Origin of the sequence: Paenibacillus sp. NPDC056933, assembly GCF_042674385.1 — a bacterium.
Classification (GTDB): domain Bacteria; phylum Bacillota; class Bacilli; order Paenibacillales; family Paenibacillaceae; genus Paenibacillus.
The window spans coordinates 2089478-2108898 of sequence record NZ_JBHUQN010000001.1; the positions used below are offsets into that span (position 1 = coordinate 2089478).

The following is a 19421-nucleotide window of genomic DNA, read 5'->3' on the forward strand; positions in this document are numbered from 1 at the left end:
CTTGATGTTCACGGTTAACCATGAAGAGGAGGAACCAACATGACACAACTTTATGATCTGATCGCGATTGGTACCGGGAGCGCAGCAAGCTCTGTTATATCCCGCTGCGCCGAAGCCGGATGGAAAATTGCCGTGATTGATGAACGAGAGTTTGGCGGAACTTGTGCGTTACGGGGCTGTGACCCCAAAAAGGTGCTTGCAGGAGCCGCTGAATTGATCGACTGGAATGAGCGAATGAAGGGCAAAGGAGTGGAAGGAAACGCCTCAATTCATTGGCCGGAACTTATGGCGTTTAAGCGAACATTTACGGAAAGTATTCCGAGAGCAAGTGAGAATAAGTTCAAACAGGCCGGAATGGATACATTCCATGGCAAGGCTTCTTTCGTCGATGAAGATCACATTCGTGTAGGAGACGAAGTGCTGCAGGGGAAACATATTCTAATCGCTACAGGTGCGCGTCCAGCGACACTTCCAATCGATGGTGCTGAGCATCTGATATATAGTGATGATTTTCTTGATTTGGAACAGCTGCCAGATAAATTGGTTCTGGTAGGTGGGGGCTACATTGCATTTGAATTTGCACATATTGCAGCCAGAGGCGGTACTGAAGTTCATATTATTCATCGAGGGGAGCAGCCGCTGGAACAGTTTGATTCGGAGCTGGTGGATTTGCTGCTGCAAAAATCAGAAGAAGTGGGCATTCAGGTGCATTTGAATGCGGAAGTGAAGGCGATTCGTCAGGAAGGCAGCACGTATGTAGTCAGCGGAACCCGAAATGGGGCAGATCATCAATGGCAGTGCGGACTTGTCGTTCATGGAGCAGGACGTATTCCGAATGTAGAGGGACTTGAACTGGAGAAGGGAAATGTCAGCTATACGAAAAAAGGTATCTCCGTTAATGAGTACTTGCAAAGCGAAAGCAATCCAAAAGTCTACGCAGCTGGCGATGTTGCCGCAACGGAAGGGCTTCCGTTGACTCCGCTCGCAAGTCAGGAATCACGCGCTGTATCCTTGAATCTGCTCGAAGGCAACCATAATAAACCTAATTATAAAGTGATGCCCTCGATTGTATTTACGGTACCATCCCTGGGTTCTGTAGGCCTTGATGTCGTACAGGCCAAGAAAGAGGGATACGAGGTGAAGGTAAATGACATGTCGAAATGGTATACTTATAAACGTACGAATGAAAAATTTGCCATGGCCAAAGTTGTAACTGATAAGGCAACGGGGCGTATCCTGGGTGCCCACGTATTGGGTGGCAAAACAGAAGAACTGATTAACCTGTTCGCCATGGCGATTCAGTTCGATTTGACGACCGATCAGTTAAACACCATGAATTTTGCTTATCCTACAGCCGCATCGGATTTGGGCTCTTTATTTTAATGTGATGGTGTGGAAGGAAGGGAAGAATCATGTCAGCTAATTTTCACCGAATTCATGACGCCGAGTGGACAACCGAACCAGCTAAGGCGCGAACGGAAGGTGACCGTCTGATTGTGGAGGCACAGGAGGGCAGTGACTTCTGGGAGAAAACCTTTTATGGTTTCTGTCATCAGAATGGACATGCCATGCTTGCTCCATGGGATGGTACCAAGGCAATCGAAGTATCGTTTGATCTCAGTTCATTCACGGAATTATATGATCAGGCAGGGTTGATGCTCTGGCACGGCCAGGATCAGTGGATCAAGGCGGGGGTAGAAGTGAATGACGGTGTGGCCCATGTAGGAGCGGTCGTAACGGATCGATTTTCTGATTGGTCACTCTCGCCTGTACCGGAATGGGGTGGACGCATCGTTACCATTCGGGCTTCATACCATGACGAAGCAGTAGTCATTCGTGCCCGCACTGATGAGCATCCATGGCGCACCATTCGTGTTGCAAGGTTCGCCTATCCGACGAACAAGCAGGCAGGACCGTTTCTTTGTTCTCCGAAGCGGGCCGGGTTCGAGGTTGCGTTTACCAAATGGAAATTGACAGAACCGGATCAGGATCTGCACACAGACCCTCCCATTACCGATTGAGATGGGCCTTATTTGGTTGAAAATGGTGAAGCAATCCATCGTAATAAACTCAACAAGCACGTTTTCCTTGATGGAGAACGTGCTTGTTGAGTTTGAATTTTGGCAACTGCATAGCCGTTATATCGTGCTTATACTGAATGGCATTCAGCCATTTTTTGTTCATACATGAGCATGCAGCTATCGCGGGAGTGTGCATCACAATTTATTTGCTTGGATCCGTCGTGTCTATGGAATTGCTTTCGATGTCAACAGCATCCCCGTTACTATCATTTGTTTCATTCAGCTCACGCATGCGTTCCTCGTAATCGTCCAGAAACCAAAGCGGGTCCATATTATCTTCCTCGCCATTATAATTAATCAAAACTTCTTCGCCGGCTTTGATATCTCTGTACGCATAGAAGTCAAAGGTATGGTTTTCGAAGTTAATGTCATAAGTGGCATTAGGTTCGTAGGAATGGTTGATCAAACTGCCGTATCCCAACAGGATGGCGGTATGATTTGCACCATACTCGAATACGTAATCTTCCAGAATCGTTTTTTCGACATGTTCATGGTCTTCATTCGGATAAGGAACAACCGGGGCCTGATGGATCAGCTGTCCTTTTGGAATATCTACCGTAGCAAAAACACCGCGGTTAAATTCGCCATCTCCCAATTTGGACTGTTTCACTTCAATCATAATGTTCACCTGATGCTCTGCATGAGAGCTCCATTCTTATAGTTGTAAGTCGTTTAAGCAAAAATTTTAACTCATCCATACCTATAAGGCAAATGCATTGATCTCAGTTTGAATGAATTGGGGGTCGAAACGGAGGTTATTTGATCGAAAAATGGTGTTAAATTTACAATATGGCGTTGAGTTGTGCATGATATAACGCTTATAATATACAAAGAATTAAGTCTATATAGAAAAGGTGTCATGAATGAGCATATTAAATGTCGAAAAATTAAGTCACGGTTTTGGTGACCGTGCTATCTTTAACAACGTTTCTTTCCGCCTGCTGAAAGGCGAGCACATTGGGCTGATCGGGGCCAATGGTGAAGGTAAATCCACGTTTATGAACATTATTACGGGCAAGCTTCAGCCGGATGAAGGCAAAGTGGAGTGGTCCAAACGGATGCGTGTTGGTTATTTGGATCAACATGCTGTGCTGAACAAAGGGCAATCCATTCGTGATGTACTTCGCGGAGCGTTCCAGTATTTGTTCGACATGGAGCAGGAAATGAATGATATGTATGGCAAGATGGGTGATGTAACTCCTGAGGAATTGGAACAGCTGCTGGAGGATGTAGGTACGATTCAGGATACGCTCACCAACCAGGATTTTTACATGATCGATGCCAAAGTGGATGAGACGGCGCGTGGTTTGGGTCTAACCGACATCGGTTTGGACAAGGACGTGAACGATCTAAGTGGTGGACAACGTACGAAGGTATTGCTCGCCAAGCTGCTGCTTGAAAAACCGGATATTCTGCTCCTGGATGAGCCTACGAACTATCTGGATGAATTGCATATTGAATGGCTGAAACGCTATTTGCAGGAATATGAGAATGCTTTTATTCTGATTTCGCATGATATCCCGTTCCTGAACAGTGTCATTAACTTGATCTATCACATGGAGAATCAAGATCTCACCCGTTATGTGGGCGATTATAGTCATTTCCAGGAAGTCCATGAGATGAAAAAACAGCAGCTAGAGTCGGCGTATAAGCGGCAGCAACAGGAAATTGCTGATCTCAAGGACTTTGTGGCACGCAACAAGGCAAGTGTGGCTACGCGCAACATGGCGATGTCCAGACAGAAGAAACTGGACAAGATGGAAGTCATTGAAATCGCCAAGGAAAAACCGAAACCACAGTTTAATTTCCGTGATGCCAGAACGTCCGGCAAGCTCATTTTTGAAACAAAAGGGCTTGTCATTGGATACAATGAGCCGTTGTCGAGACCGCTGGACCTGCGCATGGAACGTGGACAGAAGATCGCACTGGTTGGTGCGAACGGAATCGGTAAAACAACCCTGATGCGCAGTATTCTGGGTGAAATTCAGGCTCTGGAAGGAACCGTTCAACGCGGTGAACATCTGGAGATTGGTTACTTTCAGCAAGAGATGAAGGATGCCAACTACAATACGTGTATTGAAGAGATCTGGCAGGAGTTCCCGTCCTACACCCAATTCGAGGTGCGTGCTGCACTTGCGAAATGTGGACTGACGACAAAGCATATTGAGAGCAAGGTAGCGGTGCTGAGCGGTGGGGAGAAAGCCAAAGTGCGTCTCTGCAAATTAATCAACAATGAAACGAACCTGCTCGTACTCGATGAGCCTACAAACCATCTGGACGTTGACGCCAAGGATGAATTGAAACGTGCACTCAAAGCGTACAAAGGCAGTATCCTGCTGATCTCTCACGAACCTGAATTCTATCGTGATGTGGTTACGGAGACGTGGAATTGTGAGTCGTGGACAACGAAGGTATTTTAAAGGATTACAAGTGAGCTTGCGAACAAGCTCGAACGGTGATAAAAGGCGCGTATTTGCTTGCGAAGCAGGCGGAATACGCGTTTTTTTACGTGGTTTCAGCGCGAAATGTCCGAACTGAGTTGGTGGTTGACAGCTTCAAACAGGCAATAATATAATTGAAAGCACTTACATTTACGTGATATAAACCTGTTTCACTACATAGGGGCAAAGAAGACGAGGTATTCCGTTTTGGTACATTGCACTTAGGAGGGAAAACGGGTCTTTTTTTGCACTCTACTGAAACCGGTTTCATTAAAAGAGGAGGTGAAACGCGCACGGCACCGCACGTTGGTTGCATTCTCAGTAAAGGCTGGATAACAGTACCGCGCCCTTAAGAACTATGCTTTCATCTTCCGAGGCAAAGGAGAGAATGAACATTGGATAAACTCAGGAAACCCTTGATATTCATGTTATCTGCTACATTGGCGTTGTCCTCCGGACCATTGATGTCACCAGGCAAGGCATATGCGGATGTGGACGGAATACCCATCACGCTGCTGCAGGACGAATTTTCGGACGGGGATTATACGGCATCACCTGCGTGGAACGTAAGCTCAGGCAATTGGGAGGTAATCGCGGACCCGGCGGATGCGTCCAACGATACTCTTTTTCAGAACGATACCGGGGAAGGCGTTATATCCACCGGTGATCCCTTGGCCGACATGTCCATATCCATGCGTTTTTATACAGGGGCGGGTCAGGGATATCCGGGGATTTTGCCGCGGTTTCAGGATAAGAGCAACTTTTATTATTTTCAAATGCAGGTTCCTTCCAATAAACTCGTCTTCTCCAAGCGGGTGAACGGAACCGATACGACGTTGAAATCGGTGGATTATGCGTTTGCCAAACATACGTGGTATACGCTCAAAATGGTGTTGTCAGGTACTTCCATTCGCGGATACATCGTCGAAAACGGCACGGATAAGTTAGTCTTTGATCTGGTAGACAGTTCCTACGGGGCAGGTACGGTCGGCATTCGGAATCGCTGGCAGTCGGTACATATAGATGACGTTATTATTGCCGAACCGCCGCCAGGGAATGAGGTTATCCTCTCCAGTGATGAGCAATCGGTGTCTTCGGTTTCACTGAACTGGGCCGAAGTAACAGGTGCCACAAACTATCGGCTATATCGTTCGTCTACGCCTGAAGGTGGATATTCTCTGGTAACCAGCACGGGTTCTCAGGTTTACGTGGATGAGGGACTAAGCACCGATACATTGTATTATTACAAGCTCGCATATGAATACGGAGGGATGACGGAATCGTTATGGTCTGCGCCACTGGAGGTTCGTACGACAGCCGCTGCTCCACAGGCTCCAGGCGAACTGAAAGCTGTAGCAATCGATGCCACAACCGTGAAGTTGTCCTGGCTCGCCGTGGACAAGGCGACTGGTTACCGTGTGAATCGGGCAGAGACGGGCAGCGATCAATACGAGCAAATTTACGAAGGCAAGGAACTTGCTTTCAAGGATGAAAGGCTCATGCCAGGGCGTAGCTACAGCTATCGTGTAACAGCCTTCAACGCTGCTGGAGAGTCAGCGTTCATTCCGGCAGAGGCTACGACGTATTCGTTTGATTCCCCTACAGGATTTGCCGCTACAGCCATGACCGATACGTCGATCTCTCTGGGGTGGAACCCCTTGTCAGGATCGGATGTAACGTATACCGTGTCCAGGGCAACCAGTGCTGCTGGTACGTATCAGCAAGTATACAGCGGTAATGAAAGTTCGTTCAGTGATAGCGGCCTGACGACGGGCACGGGATATTTTTATGTCATTCAGGCAACAGTAGACGGCGTTGTTTCTCCGGCATCGGCACCGTTGGGTGTTGCCACCATCCGCACGAGCTTTACGCCCGGACAGTTGTGGCCGGATCAGGGCGGCAAGCCGATTGACGCGCATGGGGCAGGCTTTTTCTATGATGAACAGACTGAGAAATATTATTGGTACGGTGAATACCATACAGGAGGATGGCCAGCCACTGGTGTACGGGTGTATTCGTCAGAAGATTTGCTGAACTGGACAGATGAAGGCATGGCTCTAAGGACGATTCAGTCGATGGATGATTTTGACAATGATCCGATCATTTCCGAATTGTACGCCGGGCGAGAGGACAAAGTGAACATTTGGGCGGACATCCGCAGAGGGCGTATTATCGAACGGCCAAAAGTTATTTATAATGACAAAACGAAGAAATACGTCATGTGGGCCCATATCGATGGAGACAAGGACCCGTACAATGATAATGCCAATTATGGCAAAGCACAGGCCGGTTACGCAATCAGTGACTCCCCGACAGGGCCCTTCGTGTATCAGAAGAGTTACCGGATGGACAGAGCTCCCGAAGGGGAGAAAGACTACTTCCCAAGCGATCGGGGCATGGCACGTGACATGACGTTGTTCAAGGACGACGATGGTACCGGATATCTTATCTATTCCAGTGAGGAAAACCTGACGCTGTATATCTCCAAACTGAATGAAGACTACAGTGACGTAACAGGGTGGCATAAGGAAGGACGAACGGATGACAAAGGCAATCCGGTACGGGATTCCACCTATCAGGCGGAATATGGCGTCGATTATGTGCGCGTGTTTCCAGGAGGACAACGTGAAGCACCAGCGATGTTCAAGTATCAGGGCAAATATTATATATTGACCTCCGGAGCATCGGGTTGGGCCCCTAACGAGAACAAAGTAACGGTAGCGGATAACATTTTTGGTCCCTGGTCAACGATGACCAATCCGTTTGTGCGCACATTGCCAAGCGATCCTGATCCGGGCAAGGCGTTCGGCACGCAGACCACATCGGTAATTCCAGTCGATCCGGAAAAAGGAAAATTCATCTACGTGGGAGATACATGGAATGGCGGCAATTTCTCCAATGATGGAGCAAAATATGTGTTCTTGCCGATTGAGTTCGGAATAGGCTCTGACATTGCAATCCGATGGTACGACAGCTGGACGCCCGATCTGCTGAATTCAATGGGCAAGGTGGACATCGCCGATCCGATGCCGGAGGCTGTGCCGCTTGGGAAAGTGCCGTCCCTGCCAGCAACGGTCAACGTGCGTGACGGAGGCACGCTTGTGCCAACACCAGCGGTGTGGACGGTGGATAACCGGGCCATGACGGCAGACGATTTTGCCAAGCCCGGCCCGATCACGCTGCAGGTAACGACACCGGAGTTCGGTAACAAAAAGCAGGCGGTCCGTGTATATGTCATTCCGGAGAACACGCTGTTTTTCGTGAACAGCGGCGGATACGAAACGGCCGATTACAAGCTGATGGGCGCCTACATGAAAGGCTCGCTTGCCAACCCGGGAATGGCGGATCAGATGTACGCCCCGGCGGAAGGACGAAATTGGGGGTATGTCAGTGCCGATGCGCTGCCTTCCGGTTCGAGCGGCGGGGATATGTTCTCGACCGTTCGTTATCTGAACGGCGGTAATGTCAGCAACTCACCCAAAGGCAGTGATCTGACCTATACCTTCGATGTGCCGAACGGGACATACGATGTATACGCCGGGTTCAACGATCCGTGGACGAACATGTCGCGCAAAGCGAATTTCCTCATCAACGGCACGAATACCGGTGCCGTTACTTATACACCGGCCAGTGTTAGAGCCCACACAGGCATTGTCGTTTCGGACAACAAGCTGGAATTGACCGTACGCAATACGGCATCACAGGACCCGCTAATCAGCTGGATCTTGATCGCCAGGCCTGATGCCGTGCCATCTACAGACGATAGCGCCGGGCTGGATGCCGATATAACGGCTGCAACGAGTGCATCACTCCGTTGGGATGCTCTTCTCGGTGCAGCGAGCTACAAGCTCTATCGCTCGGAGCGCGAGAAAGGAGAGTACAGCGTCGTATACAGCGGCAGTTTGCGGGAATATACGGATAACGGACTGAGTCCCGGCACCAGTTATTATTATAAAGTGGAAGCTTTTGACGCGGCGGGGCATTCGATGCGCGGTTTGTCCTCCGCTTATCAGGTGTTTACGGCCCAACAGACCGCTGCCGATGTGGCTGCAAGCATTACAGCACTGGAGCAGCCTTCTGCAGGTGCGAAGAGGCTGGAGCTGCCGAAAGTGCCGCAAGGATTTGCGGTGGAGATCGCTTCCAGTTCGGTACCGTCCGTCATTCAAACCGATGGAACGATCATACCGCCATCGAAGGAAACGCTGGTAACGCTAGAATTGGAGATTACTCGAACCTCTGACGATAGTAAATCCATGACAGGGCCGTTGACAGTGACGGTGCCAGCCTATGTGTCTACCCCTGGAGGAACAGACCCCGACGGTTCGGGCGGTAACCCAGGTGGAGGTACAGGCGGCAATTCAGGTGGGAATTCAGGAAGTGGCTCTGGCAGCTCCGGAGAGCAGGAAGGAGGCAGTATCCCAAGCACAGGGGCTCCTTCACCCAAACCTGAGCTGCAAAAGGACCGCTCCGTTCTAGTGCTGCAGGGTAAGCCTGACCAGAAGGGCGAAGTAAAGACCCAAGTGGAAGCTTCAACAATTAGAGAGGCTTTCAAAGTTGCTCCCTTTACAGATGCTGGCCAACGTTTGGTTGAACTACGGCTGAAGCCGGTCTTGGGAGCGACGGCTTATGAAGTGTCCCTGCCCGTGTCTGCGTTGTTGGATCATGGCGAGTCACACATACTTCATATCGTTACGGAACTCGGGACGTTAAAGCTTCCCGCGACAGTGTTAACAAAGGATGTGAAGGGCAAGGAGATCGCTTCGGTACGACTAATCAGAACAGTGCTGCCGCAAACGGTCGCCAATCAACTAGGCAAGCAGTATGGGGTTCAATTTGAACTGCATCTGGATGGTCATGAATGGCCGTTGGGGAGCGAGTTGACGCTTCATCTGCCTTACAAATCAGCGCAAGCTGCACTGCAGGAAAGGATTGTAGCGTTTGCCATTGACGCGAGGGGTGTGGCAACCCCGTTGCCGCAAAGTCATTACAATGCAAACAGCGGTGAAGTTATATTCTCTGTAACGTCACCGACAGGAAATTATGTTGTTATGTCTGTGGAGCACACGTTCGCTGACCTTTCAGAAGTGCAGTGGGCCGAGAAAGCGATGAAGGCATTGGCTGTCCGGGGAGTGATTGATGCGGAGGCAAACGGTCATTTCCGCCAGCTGCATCCCAAAGCGGATATGACGCGTGGTCAATACGTGCAGTGGTTAATAACCGCACTGGGCTTAAACACTTCAAGCGGGAATGCGTTCACTGATGTCAGTGCAGAGGCGCCCTACTATGAAGCGGTATCTGCGGCGCGTTCGCTTGGCATCACCAGCGGCACCGGCGATGGACGCTTTATACCTGAAGCAACCATTACCCGTCAGGAAATGATGACACTGACGGTACGGGCACTTGGAGCGGCCGGACTGGTCGAGCCCGAATCGGCTTCGGAGGATAGCCTCGCTCATTTCCGCGATGCTTCGATGATCCGGTCATATGCCCGTGACAGTGTAGCCCTGCTTGTAAATCTGGGCATCGTCGGTGGATACAACAACGAGGTGAAACCTCTTGCCCATGCGACTCGTGCTGAATCGGCAGCGCTGCTGTATGCGATGATGAACAAAATGGTTTGGCCTAAATGACGATAGCAGCAATTGTAGTGTAAGGAGAAAAGGCTTACTTCAACCTGGATTACAGGATGACGTAAGCCTTTTGCTTGTGTGCCCGGCATGGGCAATAACTAGGCGGTGAAAGTCTGCTTCTCAACCAAATGAGTAGCCTTCTGTCCAATTGCCAAGGTCAATTGTAATGTCTGCCGATTTGATACGCTTGCTCCAGCAAACCTTCGATATGTGTTTTGGATTCGGATATGGTTTCATAGAGAAACTCGACTCGGGATTCCTGCATTCTTGCATAGCCTGCGATTCCATTATTCAGATAGTTCGAGATCATGTTGTAATAATCGTATTTATGGAAGGAAGCCTCCGTTCCTCCAGCTAGTGCAATCCAGAGTGCCTTTTTGGAGTTTGCCTTGTTCAGCAGCCCCATGTTCCATACCTTGTCCAGATAGGCTTTGAGCATGGAAGGAACGTTGTACCACCAGATCGGGAAAACAAATACAATGGCATCCGCCGCGAGCACGCGATCCAGCTCTTTGCGAATCACAGGGGCATGCTGCTTATCGGGGTTTTGCCAATCTCGCTCATCTTCTACGCTATATAACGGATCAAATCCATCACGATACAGATCGAGGATATCGATTTCGTGGTCATTCTCCTTTATCCCTTCTATAAAACGATTCATCACGGCAAATGTTAGAGAATCCTGTCTTGGGTGAGTAACGACCAGTTTGATTTTCATGTATAAGTAACCATCCTTTTTTTCTTCAATTTTTGGTTTAGCGTGCTGACCAATGTTATTATAAGATTCATGACATCTAATTGAGAAGTACGCACCTTCGAGTGCTGTAGATACCTTGAGGTTCTTCGGTTACTTTTAATAATGGATATACATATATGTGATTTAAGGGGGACAACGAGTGGAACAGGAACTGAAAAGATATGAGAGCGGTGTGCAGGCGATGCTGGAACTGGTCGGTGGAAAATGGAGGATTCTTATTCTGCATCAACTGATATCAGGTAAAAAACGAACAAGTGAACTTCGCAGAGCCATTCCTGGCATTACTCAAAAGGTCCTTACCCAGCAGCTTCGTGATTTGGAAAAGAATGAAATCATCCATCGAATTATTCATCCCGAGATTCCGCCCAAGGTAGAGTATGAGCTGACCGAATATGGCTTGACATTGCAGGAAATCATCGACCGTATCTGTCTGTGGGGAGAGAATCATTTGGACAAAGTATATGGAGATAAAAGCAAAGTGCTGGAAGATCATTTTAGTGACTATATTCCGCTTTCGAATTCAAACTGAACTGACCGCCAAAATGAAAATAAAACAAAAGCCTCCCTCAATTGAAGCGGAGGTTATTTGTTTTTGTTCTGTCCTTTATCAGCGAAACTGATAAATGCCATAAAATCATCGAAATTGACCCTCAACACCCCGTGTGTTAGGTTCTAAGTAGTAGAAATTAATATGATCATTTTAGTAGGAATTAAAATTGACGCAATGCGCGAGGTGGCAAATGGTGGAACTTCAAGTGACAAACAGCCCTTTTAATCAGGAACAGATTGAATTGCTCAATCGCCTTATTCCTACATTGAACGATGGACAGAAAACATGGTTAAGCGGATATCTGACAGCCATTCAGGGGATTGCAGCTGTGACCGCACCCGCTGGTGGGATACAACAGCCTGTACAATCGGCAGGTGTGGCACCTGCAAATACACCAACGGTTTCCCGGGAAGTAACCGTACTTTTTGGGTCACAAACCGGAAATTCCAGCGGACTATCCAAGAAACTGGCGAAAAAGCTGGAAGAGCAGGGACTCCAGGTGACCCTGTCTGCAATGGGAGATTTCAAACCAAACGGACTGAAAAAAATAGAGAATCTTCTCATTATTGTCAGTACGCATGGAGAGGGCGAACCGCCGGATAATGCGATTCCGCTGCATGAATTCCTGCATAGCAAACGGGCTCCGAAGCTCGATGGACTGCGTTACTCCGTATTGGCTCTGGGAGATACTTCGTATGAGTTCTTCTGCCAGACAGGAAAGGATTTTGATAATCGCTTGCAAGAGCTTGGCGGAACAGCGCTTGTACCCCGTGTGGACTGTGATGTTGACTTTGATGAAGCGGCGGCAGAGTGGATGAATGATGTACTTGCTTCACTCAGCAGCACACCGGCATCTGCGGGGACGGTAACCAGTGAAGCCGTTGGAGCGGCAGGAAGTAGCGAAGAATCCGAGTTCAACCGGACGAATCCTTTCAAGGCGGAAGTGCTGGAAAATCTGAACTTGAACGGCAGAGGGTCTGACCGGGAGACGCGTCATATTGAGTTGTCTCTGGAGGGCTCCAATCTGGACTATGAACCGGGAGACAGCCTGGGTGTATACCCTGAGAATCACCCACGACTTGTGGATGAGTTGATTGCATCCATGGAATGGAATGCAGATGAGCGCGTTACAGTAAATAAAAGTGGGGAGCAAGTATCTGTGCGTGAAGCACTGCTGCGTTACTTCGAAATTACCGCTGTTACGAAACCGGTTGTTGAGCAGTTGGCAAAGCTGAGTCCGGGTAGCGGACTGCCTGCTCTGCTCGCAGATGATTCGGAATTCCGCAAGGTCATGAACGGCTGTGATCTGCTGGATCTGGTACAGGATTACGGACTCAAAGGCATTTCGGCGGCTTCCTTCATAGCTGTGCTTCGTAAAATCCCGGCACGTCTATATTCGATCGCAAGCAGTTCGAAGTCTTTCCCGGATGAAGTTCATCTTACCGTTCGTACTGTACGTTATGAATCGCGCGGCAGAGAGCGCTACGGTGTATGCTCTGTTCATTTGGCTGAACGAACCGAAATCGGCGATACATTGCCTGTCTTCATTCAGCAAAATCCAAACTTCAAATTACCGGAGAACCCGGATGCTCCAATCATTATGGTCGGGCCGGGTACAGGCGTAGCTCCGTTCAGATCCTTCCTTGGTGAGCGTGAAGAGACGGGCGCAGAAGGCAAGACGTGGCTGTTCTACGGTGATCAGCATTTCTCCACAGATTTCCTCTACCAGACTGAATGGCAGCGCTGGCTCAAGGATGGGGTTCTGACGAAGATGGATGTCGCTTTTTCTCGTGATACGGAGGAAAAGGTATATGTGCAGCATCGGATGCTGGAACACAGCAAAGAGCTGTATCAGTGGATTCAGGAAGGTGCAGTTATATATATCTGTGGTGACGAGAAACGAATGGCACATGATGTTCATGCTGCACTCGCAACAATTCTTGAACAAGAGGGTGGCTTAACACCTGAACAGGCAGCGGAATATCTGACACGGTTGCAACAGGAAAAACGTTATCAGCGGGATGTGTACTAATTCCAGAACATGTGGCGGATAAGGTATCCCGTGGATACGAGAGGAGAAAGCAGCATGGCTTATAATAACTTACTTAACCCGCAGCGCGTGAACAGCGATGTGGAAGATATAAAGATCAAAAGTGACTACTTGCGCGGAAGTCTGACTGAAACACTGGCAGATCGAATCAGTGGAGCGATTCCGGAGGACGATAACCGCCTGATGAAACATCACGGAAGTTATATGCAAGACGACCGTGACTTGCGTAATGAGCGGAATAAATCCAAGTTGGAGCCTGCCTACCAATTCATGTTGCGTGTGCGTGCTTCGGGAGGAATCGTTACACCCGAGCAGTGGCTGATGATGGATCGTGTTGCGCATAAATATGCGAATGAGACGATTCGTCTGACGACACGCCAGTCATTTCAACTGCATGGTGTCCTCAAATGGGACCTCAAAAATACCATTCGTGAAGTGAATGATTCGTTGCTCAGCACCCTTGCTGCGTGTGGCGACGTCAACCGGAACGTGATGTGCAACCCGAATCCGGATCAATCGGATATTCATGCCGAAGTATATGAATGGGCATGCCAGGTGAGCAATCATCTGGATCCACGCACCCGTGCTTATCACGAGCTGTGGCTGGATGGGGAGAAAGTTATCGATTCACAGGACAACGATGAAGAAGTGGAACCGATTTATGGCAAGGTGTATTTGCCACGGAAGTTCAAAATCGGGATTGCTGTTCCGCCATCCAATGATGTAGATGTGTTCTCACAGGATCTCGGCTTTATTGCCATCGTAGAGAACGGCAAGCTGCAAGGATTTAACGTTTCTGTCGGCGGTGGTATGGGGATGTCTCATGGTGATCCGAAGACGTACCCTCAGGTCTCCAAAGTCATTGGTTTCTGCACACCTGAGCAAATGATTGATGTCGCGGAGAAGACGGTTATGATTCAGCGTGATTATGGGGATCGTGCAGTTCGTAAGCATGCCCGTTTTAAATATACAATCGATGACCGCGGCTTGGCTTGGTTCGTGGAGGAACTGACCAGTCGTCTCGGTTGGAAGCTGGATGCGGCGCGCGAATTCCATTTTGATCATAACGGAGATCGTTACGGCTGGGTGAAAGGCAGCAACGGCAGATGGCACTACACATTGTTCATTCAAAATGGACGTGTGAAGGATGTGGATGGTTACCCATTGATGACGGGCTTGCGTGAAATTGCGAAGGTTCATACTGGAGATTTCCGCCTGACTGCCAACCAAAACCTGATTATTGGTAATGTAAGCAGCCAGAAGAAGAAAAAGATTGAGGCACTGATTGAGCAATACAATCTGACGGATGGTGCTCATTACTCGGCACTCCGGAGAAGTTCCATGGCCTGTGTTGCGCTTCCGACCTGCGGCCTTGCGATGGCGGAGTCCGAACGATATCTGCCTTCTCTGATCGACAAGCTTGAGCCTGTTCTGGACGAAGCGGGATTGAGAGACGAAGAGATTGTCATTCGTATGACAGGTTGCCCGAACGGCTGTGCAAGACCGATGTTGGCCGAGATTTCGTTTATCGGTAAAGCTCCGGGCAAGTACAATATGTATCTTGGCGGAAGTTTTACCGGGCATCGCCTGAACAAATTGTACAAAGAAAATATTGGCGAAACCGAAATTTTGGATACATTGACTCCGATGGTGAATCAGTATGCCAAAGAGCGCCTTGACGGTGAGCATTTTGGGGATTTTGTCATTCGTGCAGGTTATGTGCCTGAAGTGCTGGACGGTCAGCAGTTTCATGCCTGATTAGTTTATTTTGTGCAAAGAAGCATTCCTTAGGGAGGTGCTTCTTTGGCGTTTATGGAACTAAACTTAAAATTTTGAAGGTTATGTCTACTTGTCTGTTACCATTTTTTCGTGAGTCTAAACTTGTTGAAGTACGCCCAACAAGATATAATGACAAAGTAGAAAGCAGATTATATGTTGAAAGTGAGCGGAAACGATATGGGTCGTAAGTGGAATAATATTAAAGAAAAAAAAGCTTCAAAAGATGCAAATACAAGCCGGGTCTATGCCAAATTCGGCGTTGAGATTTATGTAGCTGCCAAGAAGGGCGAACCGGACCCGGAAGCGAACCGCGCACTGAAAGTCGTGCTGGAACGTGCCAAAACGTATAACGTACCCAAAGCGATTATCGATCGTGCCATGGAAAAAGCAAAAGGCAGCGGGGACGAGAACTATGAAGAATTGCGTTATGAAGGTTTCGGACCTAATGGTGCCATGGTTATCGTGGATGCCCTCACCAACAACGTGAATCGTACTGCACCGGAAGTGCGCTCCGCATTCAACAAAAACGCGGGTAACATGGGTGTGAGTGGTTCTGTTGCTTATATGTTTGATCCTACAGCGGTAATTGGGGTTGAAGGTAAGACTTCCGAAGAAGTGCTTGAAATCCTGCTTGAAGCAGATGTGGATGTACGTGATATCGTGGATGAAGATGAATCGGTTATCGTCTACGCCGAACCAGACCAATTCCATGCCGTGCAGGAAGCATTCAAAGCTGCCGGCGTTACTGAGTTCACCGTAGCCGAGCTGACCATGCTGGCGCAAAACCACATTGAATTACCAGAGGATGCACAAGCTCAGTTCGAGAAGCTGATCGATGCCCTGGAAGACCTTGAAGATGTTCAGCAAGTGTACCATAACGTAGAGTTCGTTTAAGCGAATTGAAAGCCATTTCTCTAGTCATAAGACGGAAATTTGTCCTTAAAACCGCCAATTGTTTTAATAAGCGAGGATATACATGCCTTTGCTTGGTGGATTTTATGATGATGTACGTTTTTCGTCCTTGTTTGAGGATGGTGTAACTTTAAACTCACTTTTTGTATGGAATATCTATACAAAAAGTGAGTTTTTTTATGTTATTAGAAGATGTTTACAGAGAGTTCTTATTTGATCTGGAGATCAAAAATTACAGTGTTCGTACTATAAAAGGCTACCGCAATAACAATAGGGCTTTCCTAAACTTTTTGTGTAACGAATTTGCAGTTACAGAAATCGAGGAAGTTAGTACATCGCACATTAAAGCGTATCTTATGAACTTGAAGAAAAAGGGATTGTCTGAATCATATATTAATGGGATTCAAAAGAATATCCGTTCATTTTTCAAGTTCATTGTGGAGGAAGGCTATATTGCTGAGAAAAGAAATCCTGTTTTAGGGTTGAAGTAGTTGAAGCAACCCAAAGTTCTTATTCAAACATTCGATGATGATGAAGTGAAGAGAATGATCAGTGCATTCAAAGGTGATTATTATTTGAGTTTACGAAACAAGTTGATTCTATTGAGCCTGAGTGCATTCAAATCAATATCCTTGGAGGGAGCCGAATGTACTATGTGTAATGAGTTGTTTCTTTCAGAAAGTACAACTGAAGCATTAATAAGACTTAGTAATGTCTTCGATAGTAAGTTTAGCTTGTTCTATGACTAATGAACGACTTACTGCCATTGAAAAATTAATGTGGAAGATTGAGAGGAAACTGATAGATCAAAAGAAGTTCTTGAAGTTACTATCTAGTAATGAATTGATAGATAGATTAGTGACGATGAAATACGAGCAAAGTAGAATCAAACCCTTCCACTTGGAAAGTGAAGAGTACCAAATGTCGAGTATAGAAGCTATGTACGACGATGAGGATGATGATGACTAAGTAAAATGTAGATCGTATAGAACGCACTAACAATCCCTATTAAAACGACTTATGATAATTAAATTTAGACAGTCGGTAAGTTAATCGGCTGTCTTTTTCATTAAACTAACGGGCAGGTTAGCGCAATAGATCAACCATTTTTGTTGACTGTAAAAAGTTGGATTAGTATGATTGCTATGGAATAGAAAAATCTTGAAAGTGGGGCTTTCGCATGTCACCAGGCATTCATTTTGTTAAATTTAGGAAACAGCGAGTTAGGCCATAATTTAATCTTTATTACTAAGGAGAACTAATGGACCCAAAAATAAAATTATTGTTCTTGGACGAACATGCTGCAGAAGGCGCCGCGCGTTATGGGGTCAGCCAAGAGGAACTCACTTTCATTGGAGGTTTTCAAAACTTTATATATTCCTATAATCGTGACGAATTGAAATATATTCTCCGTTTCACTCCGAGCACTCTTCGCACGTCGGAAGGACTTGTAGCAGAAATGGATTGGATTCATTATCTTTCAGAGAGTGGTATAGCAGTGTCAGAACCGATTTCTTCAATTAATGGAGAGTATTGCGAACTAGTTCAAGGAAATAAAATGGATTTTTACGTAACTTCCTTTAAACATGCACCAGGCCGTAAAATGGGATATCCAGAATGTCTAGGCAATTCTATACTTTATGAAGAGTGTGGACGTATAACGGGCCGACTTCATGAATTAGCGAAGCTTTACAACCCTACGATTGCCAAAAGGCACACTTGGGAGTTTAATGAATACCTCTTACGAGCCGAGGATTATTTGCCGTCAGAACTTCAACCAATCCTTATTGCCCTTGATGAACTTAAAGTACAATTGGGGAGTCTGCCTGTTAATGCGGAGAATTTTGGTTTGATCCACGGAGATATTAATGTGGGAAACTTCACGATCGATGAAGCAGGGGGATTAACTCTATTTGACTTCGACGAGTGCCAGTACAGTTGGTATGTCGAGGATATTGCTATCCAGCTGTATTACTTGCTATATGTATTCGGAGAAGATTCGAAGTTCGAACGAAAGGACCAGTATGAACTTTTCATAAAGCACTTCGAGCTAGGCTATATAGAGGATGGCCGACGAATGCCAGACAAATGGAAGGATTTGTTGAAGCTTTTCCTTAGACTTCGCGAAATCATTGTGGTTGTAGGTATGCATCGGAGCTGGGATTTAAGCAAACCAGATGACTGGACCCGCGATTTCTTGCAAGATAGTAGAATGAGGATTACTAAAGGTATCTCGTTGATCGATGAGTTTTGAACGACTAAATGGAGGATACTCATTGAGCTAACGGGAAACGTTAGCTCAATAAAACTGAGAAGGCATCAAAGTGATCATCTGCTGTTTTCAACTAGCGGACTGACAATAGGGATCGTGCTGACAATCCTTTTTTGTATACCTTTTAAGACGGGAGACTCCTAGGGCGCCTTCATGAAAACTTCAAGTATGTTAGTCCACTATTTTATAGATTAAAAAAACAGAAATCTCACAACTTCCCAGTAATTTACTACGTTATATAAGTACACCTAAAGAACAATTGAAAAATAACTATTGAAAAGGAGCCTCGATCCATGAAGAGAGAAAATTTAGTATTCTATTACTTGCTGGAGTTGTTGCTGGTTCTATTTTAGTAACATCAACTACAACAGCAGAAAGAGTCGTTGCTCAAACTCCGATGGAGGCAGCAACTGAATACTATGATGCTTACATTGCTAAGGATGCAGAGGGAATGATGTTATATTCAAAAGATATAAACTATTTGGATGAGAAAAGTAGGGAAAAAGGATATGAAAAGGATTTCAAAAGCAATCCTACTACTGGGTATGAAATTGTGGGAAGCAAGCAAATCAACAGTAATGAAGTTGAAATTTCAGTGATCGAAAAGTATGCAGGACAAAGCTACGAACAGTCACCACCACTCCCTTATAAAGTTTTCAAAAGCGATAATGAATGGAAGGTTTTGGTGGAACCGTTGGAAATCAACACAGTGACAGGTGAAGTAACTAAAGGTACGCCGGTTCACGCTCGGCAGTATATGGATAATTAGCTTTTTTCAAAAATTCACGTGTCCTGTTCTATTCACGTATTACGTATTCTGGATGGAACATATCCGAATACTTCTCGCTTTTTATGGATACACCCACAAAAGCGTTTTTACATTATAAATGACACTAGTTCTTGAGTTTAACGGTAGCAGTCTTCTCGAAACTTCATTGCCCACTCCAGA

At 46.9% G+C, this 19421-nt stretch carries 13 protein-coding genes; 11 read left to right on the plus strand and 2 right to left on the minus strand.

The annotated features are described in order from the left end of the window. Positions 1 to 39: 39 nt before the first annotated feature. Together ACFTRD_RS09530 and ACFTRD_RS09535 are read left to right on the plus strand one after the other, a co-directional pair. Positions 40 to 1383, plus strand: a complete 1344-nt coding sequence (locus ACFTRD_RS09530; protein ID WP_379379164.1) for a dihydrolipoyl dehydrogenase family protein — start codon at positions 40 to 42, stop codon at positions 1381 to 1383. Positions 1384 to 1412: 29 nt separating this feature from the next. Continuing rightward, a complete protein-coding gene (locus ACFTRD_RS09535) occupies positions 1413 to 2021 on the plus strand; it encodes a DUF1349 domain-containing protein (RefSeq protein ID WP_379379166.1) in 609 nt (202 codons plus the stop codon). A 202-nt stretch (positions 2022 to 2223) separates the two neighbouring features. Here ACFTRD_RS09535 and ACFTRD_RS09540 read toward each other — a convergent pair whose 3' ends face one another. Next, a complete protein-coding gene (locus ACFTRD_RS09540) occupies positions 2224 to 2700 on the minus strand; it encodes an SET domain-containing protein (RefSeq protein WP_379379168.1) in 477 nt (158 codons plus the stop codon). Between the two features lie 244 nt (positions 2701 to 2944). On the opposite strand from ACFTRD_RS09540, the gene ACFTRD_RS09545 reads away from it, so the two are divergent. Both ACFTRD_RS09545 and ACFTRD_RS09550 read left to right on the plus strand, forming a co-directional pair. Next, on the plus strand, positions 2945 to 4501 hold the full coding sequence (locus ACFTRD_RS09545) for an ABC-F family ATP-binding cassette domain-containing protein (RefSeq protein ID WP_379379170.1): 1557 nt from the start codon (positions 2945 to 2947) through the stop codon (positions 4499 to 4501). 416 nt (positions 4502 to 4917) lie between these two features. Beyond that, entirely contained in the window at positions 4918 to 10152 is a 5235-nt protein-coding gene (locus ACFTRD_RS09550; RefSeq protein WP_379379172.1) for an S-layer homology domain-containing protein, read from the plus strand. Positions 10153 to 10309: 157 nt separating this feature from the next. On the opposite strand, the gene ACFTRD_RS09555 is transcribed toward ACFTRD_RS09550, so the two are convergent. Next, the gene (locus ACFTRD_RS09555) at positions 10310 to 10870 is read right to left on the minus strand and encodes an NAD(P)H oxidoreductase (RefSeq protein WP_192266812.1); all 561 of its coding nucleotides are present in this window, start codon (positions 10868 to 10870) and stop codon (positions 10310 to 10312) included. Between the two features lie 178 nt (positions 10871 to 11048). Between ACFTRD_RS09555 and ACFTRD_RS09560 the strand changes: the two genes are divergently transcribed. The 7 genes from ACFTRD_RS09560 (at position 11049) to ACFTRD_RS09590 (ending at position 19241) form a co-directional block, all read left to right on the plus strand. Then, positions 11049 to 11438 carry a winged helix-turn-helix transcriptional regulator gene (locus ACFTRD_RS09560; RefSeq protein ID WP_379379174.1) on the plus strand — a complete coding sequence of 130 codons (390 nt, stop codon included), beginning with the start codon at positions 11049 to 11051 and terminating at the stop codon, positions 11436 to 11438. A 214-nt stretch (positions 11439 to 11652) separates the two neighbouring features. Then, the gene (locus tag ACFTRD_RS09565; protein WP_379381259.1) at positions 11653 to 13491 is read left to right on the plus strand and encodes an assimilatory sulfite reductase (NADPH) flavoprotein subunit; all 1839 of its coding nucleotides are present in this window, start codon (positions 11653 to 11655) and stop codon (positions 13489 to 13491) included. Between the two features lie 54 nt (positions 13492 to 13545). After that, on the plus strand, positions 13546 to 15267 hold the full coding sequence (gene cysI / locus ACFTRD_RS09570; RefSeq protein ID WP_379379176.1) for an assimilatory sulfite reductase (NADPH) hemoprotein subunit: 1722 nt from the start codon (positions 13546 to 13548) through the stop codon (positions 15265 to 15267). A gap of 198 nt (positions 15268 to 15465) precedes the next feature. Further along, positions 15466 to 16182, plus strand: a complete 717-nt coding sequence (locus ACFTRD_RS09575; RefSeq protein ID WP_062319838.1) for a YebC/PmpR family DNA-binding transcriptional regulator — start codon at positions 15466 to 15468, stop codon at positions 16180 to 16182. Positions 16183 to 16379: 197 nt separating this feature from the next. Next, positions 16380 to 16691 carry a tyrosine-type recombinase/integrase gene (locus ACFTRD_RS09580; RefSeq protein ID WP_379379178.1) on the plus strand — a complete coding sequence of 104 codons (312 nt, stop codon included), beginning with the start codon at positions 16380 to 16382 and terminating at the stop codon, positions 16689 to 16691. 770 nt (positions 16692 to 17461) lie between these two features. Continuing rightward, complete coding sequence (locus ACFTRD_RS09585) at positions 17462 to 18454, plus strand: phosphotransferase enzyme family protein (RefSeq protein WP_379379180.1); 993 nt, start codon at positions 17462 to 17464, stop codon at positions 18452 to 18454. Positions 18455 to 18923: 469 nt separating this feature from the next. Continuing rightward, on the plus strand, positions 18924 to 19241 hold the full coding sequence (locus tag ACFTRD_RS09590) for a hypothetical protein (protein ID WP_379379181.1): 318 nt from the start codon (positions 18924 to 18926) through the stop codon (positions 19239 to 19241). Positions 19242 to 19421 lie beyond the last annotated feature (180 nt).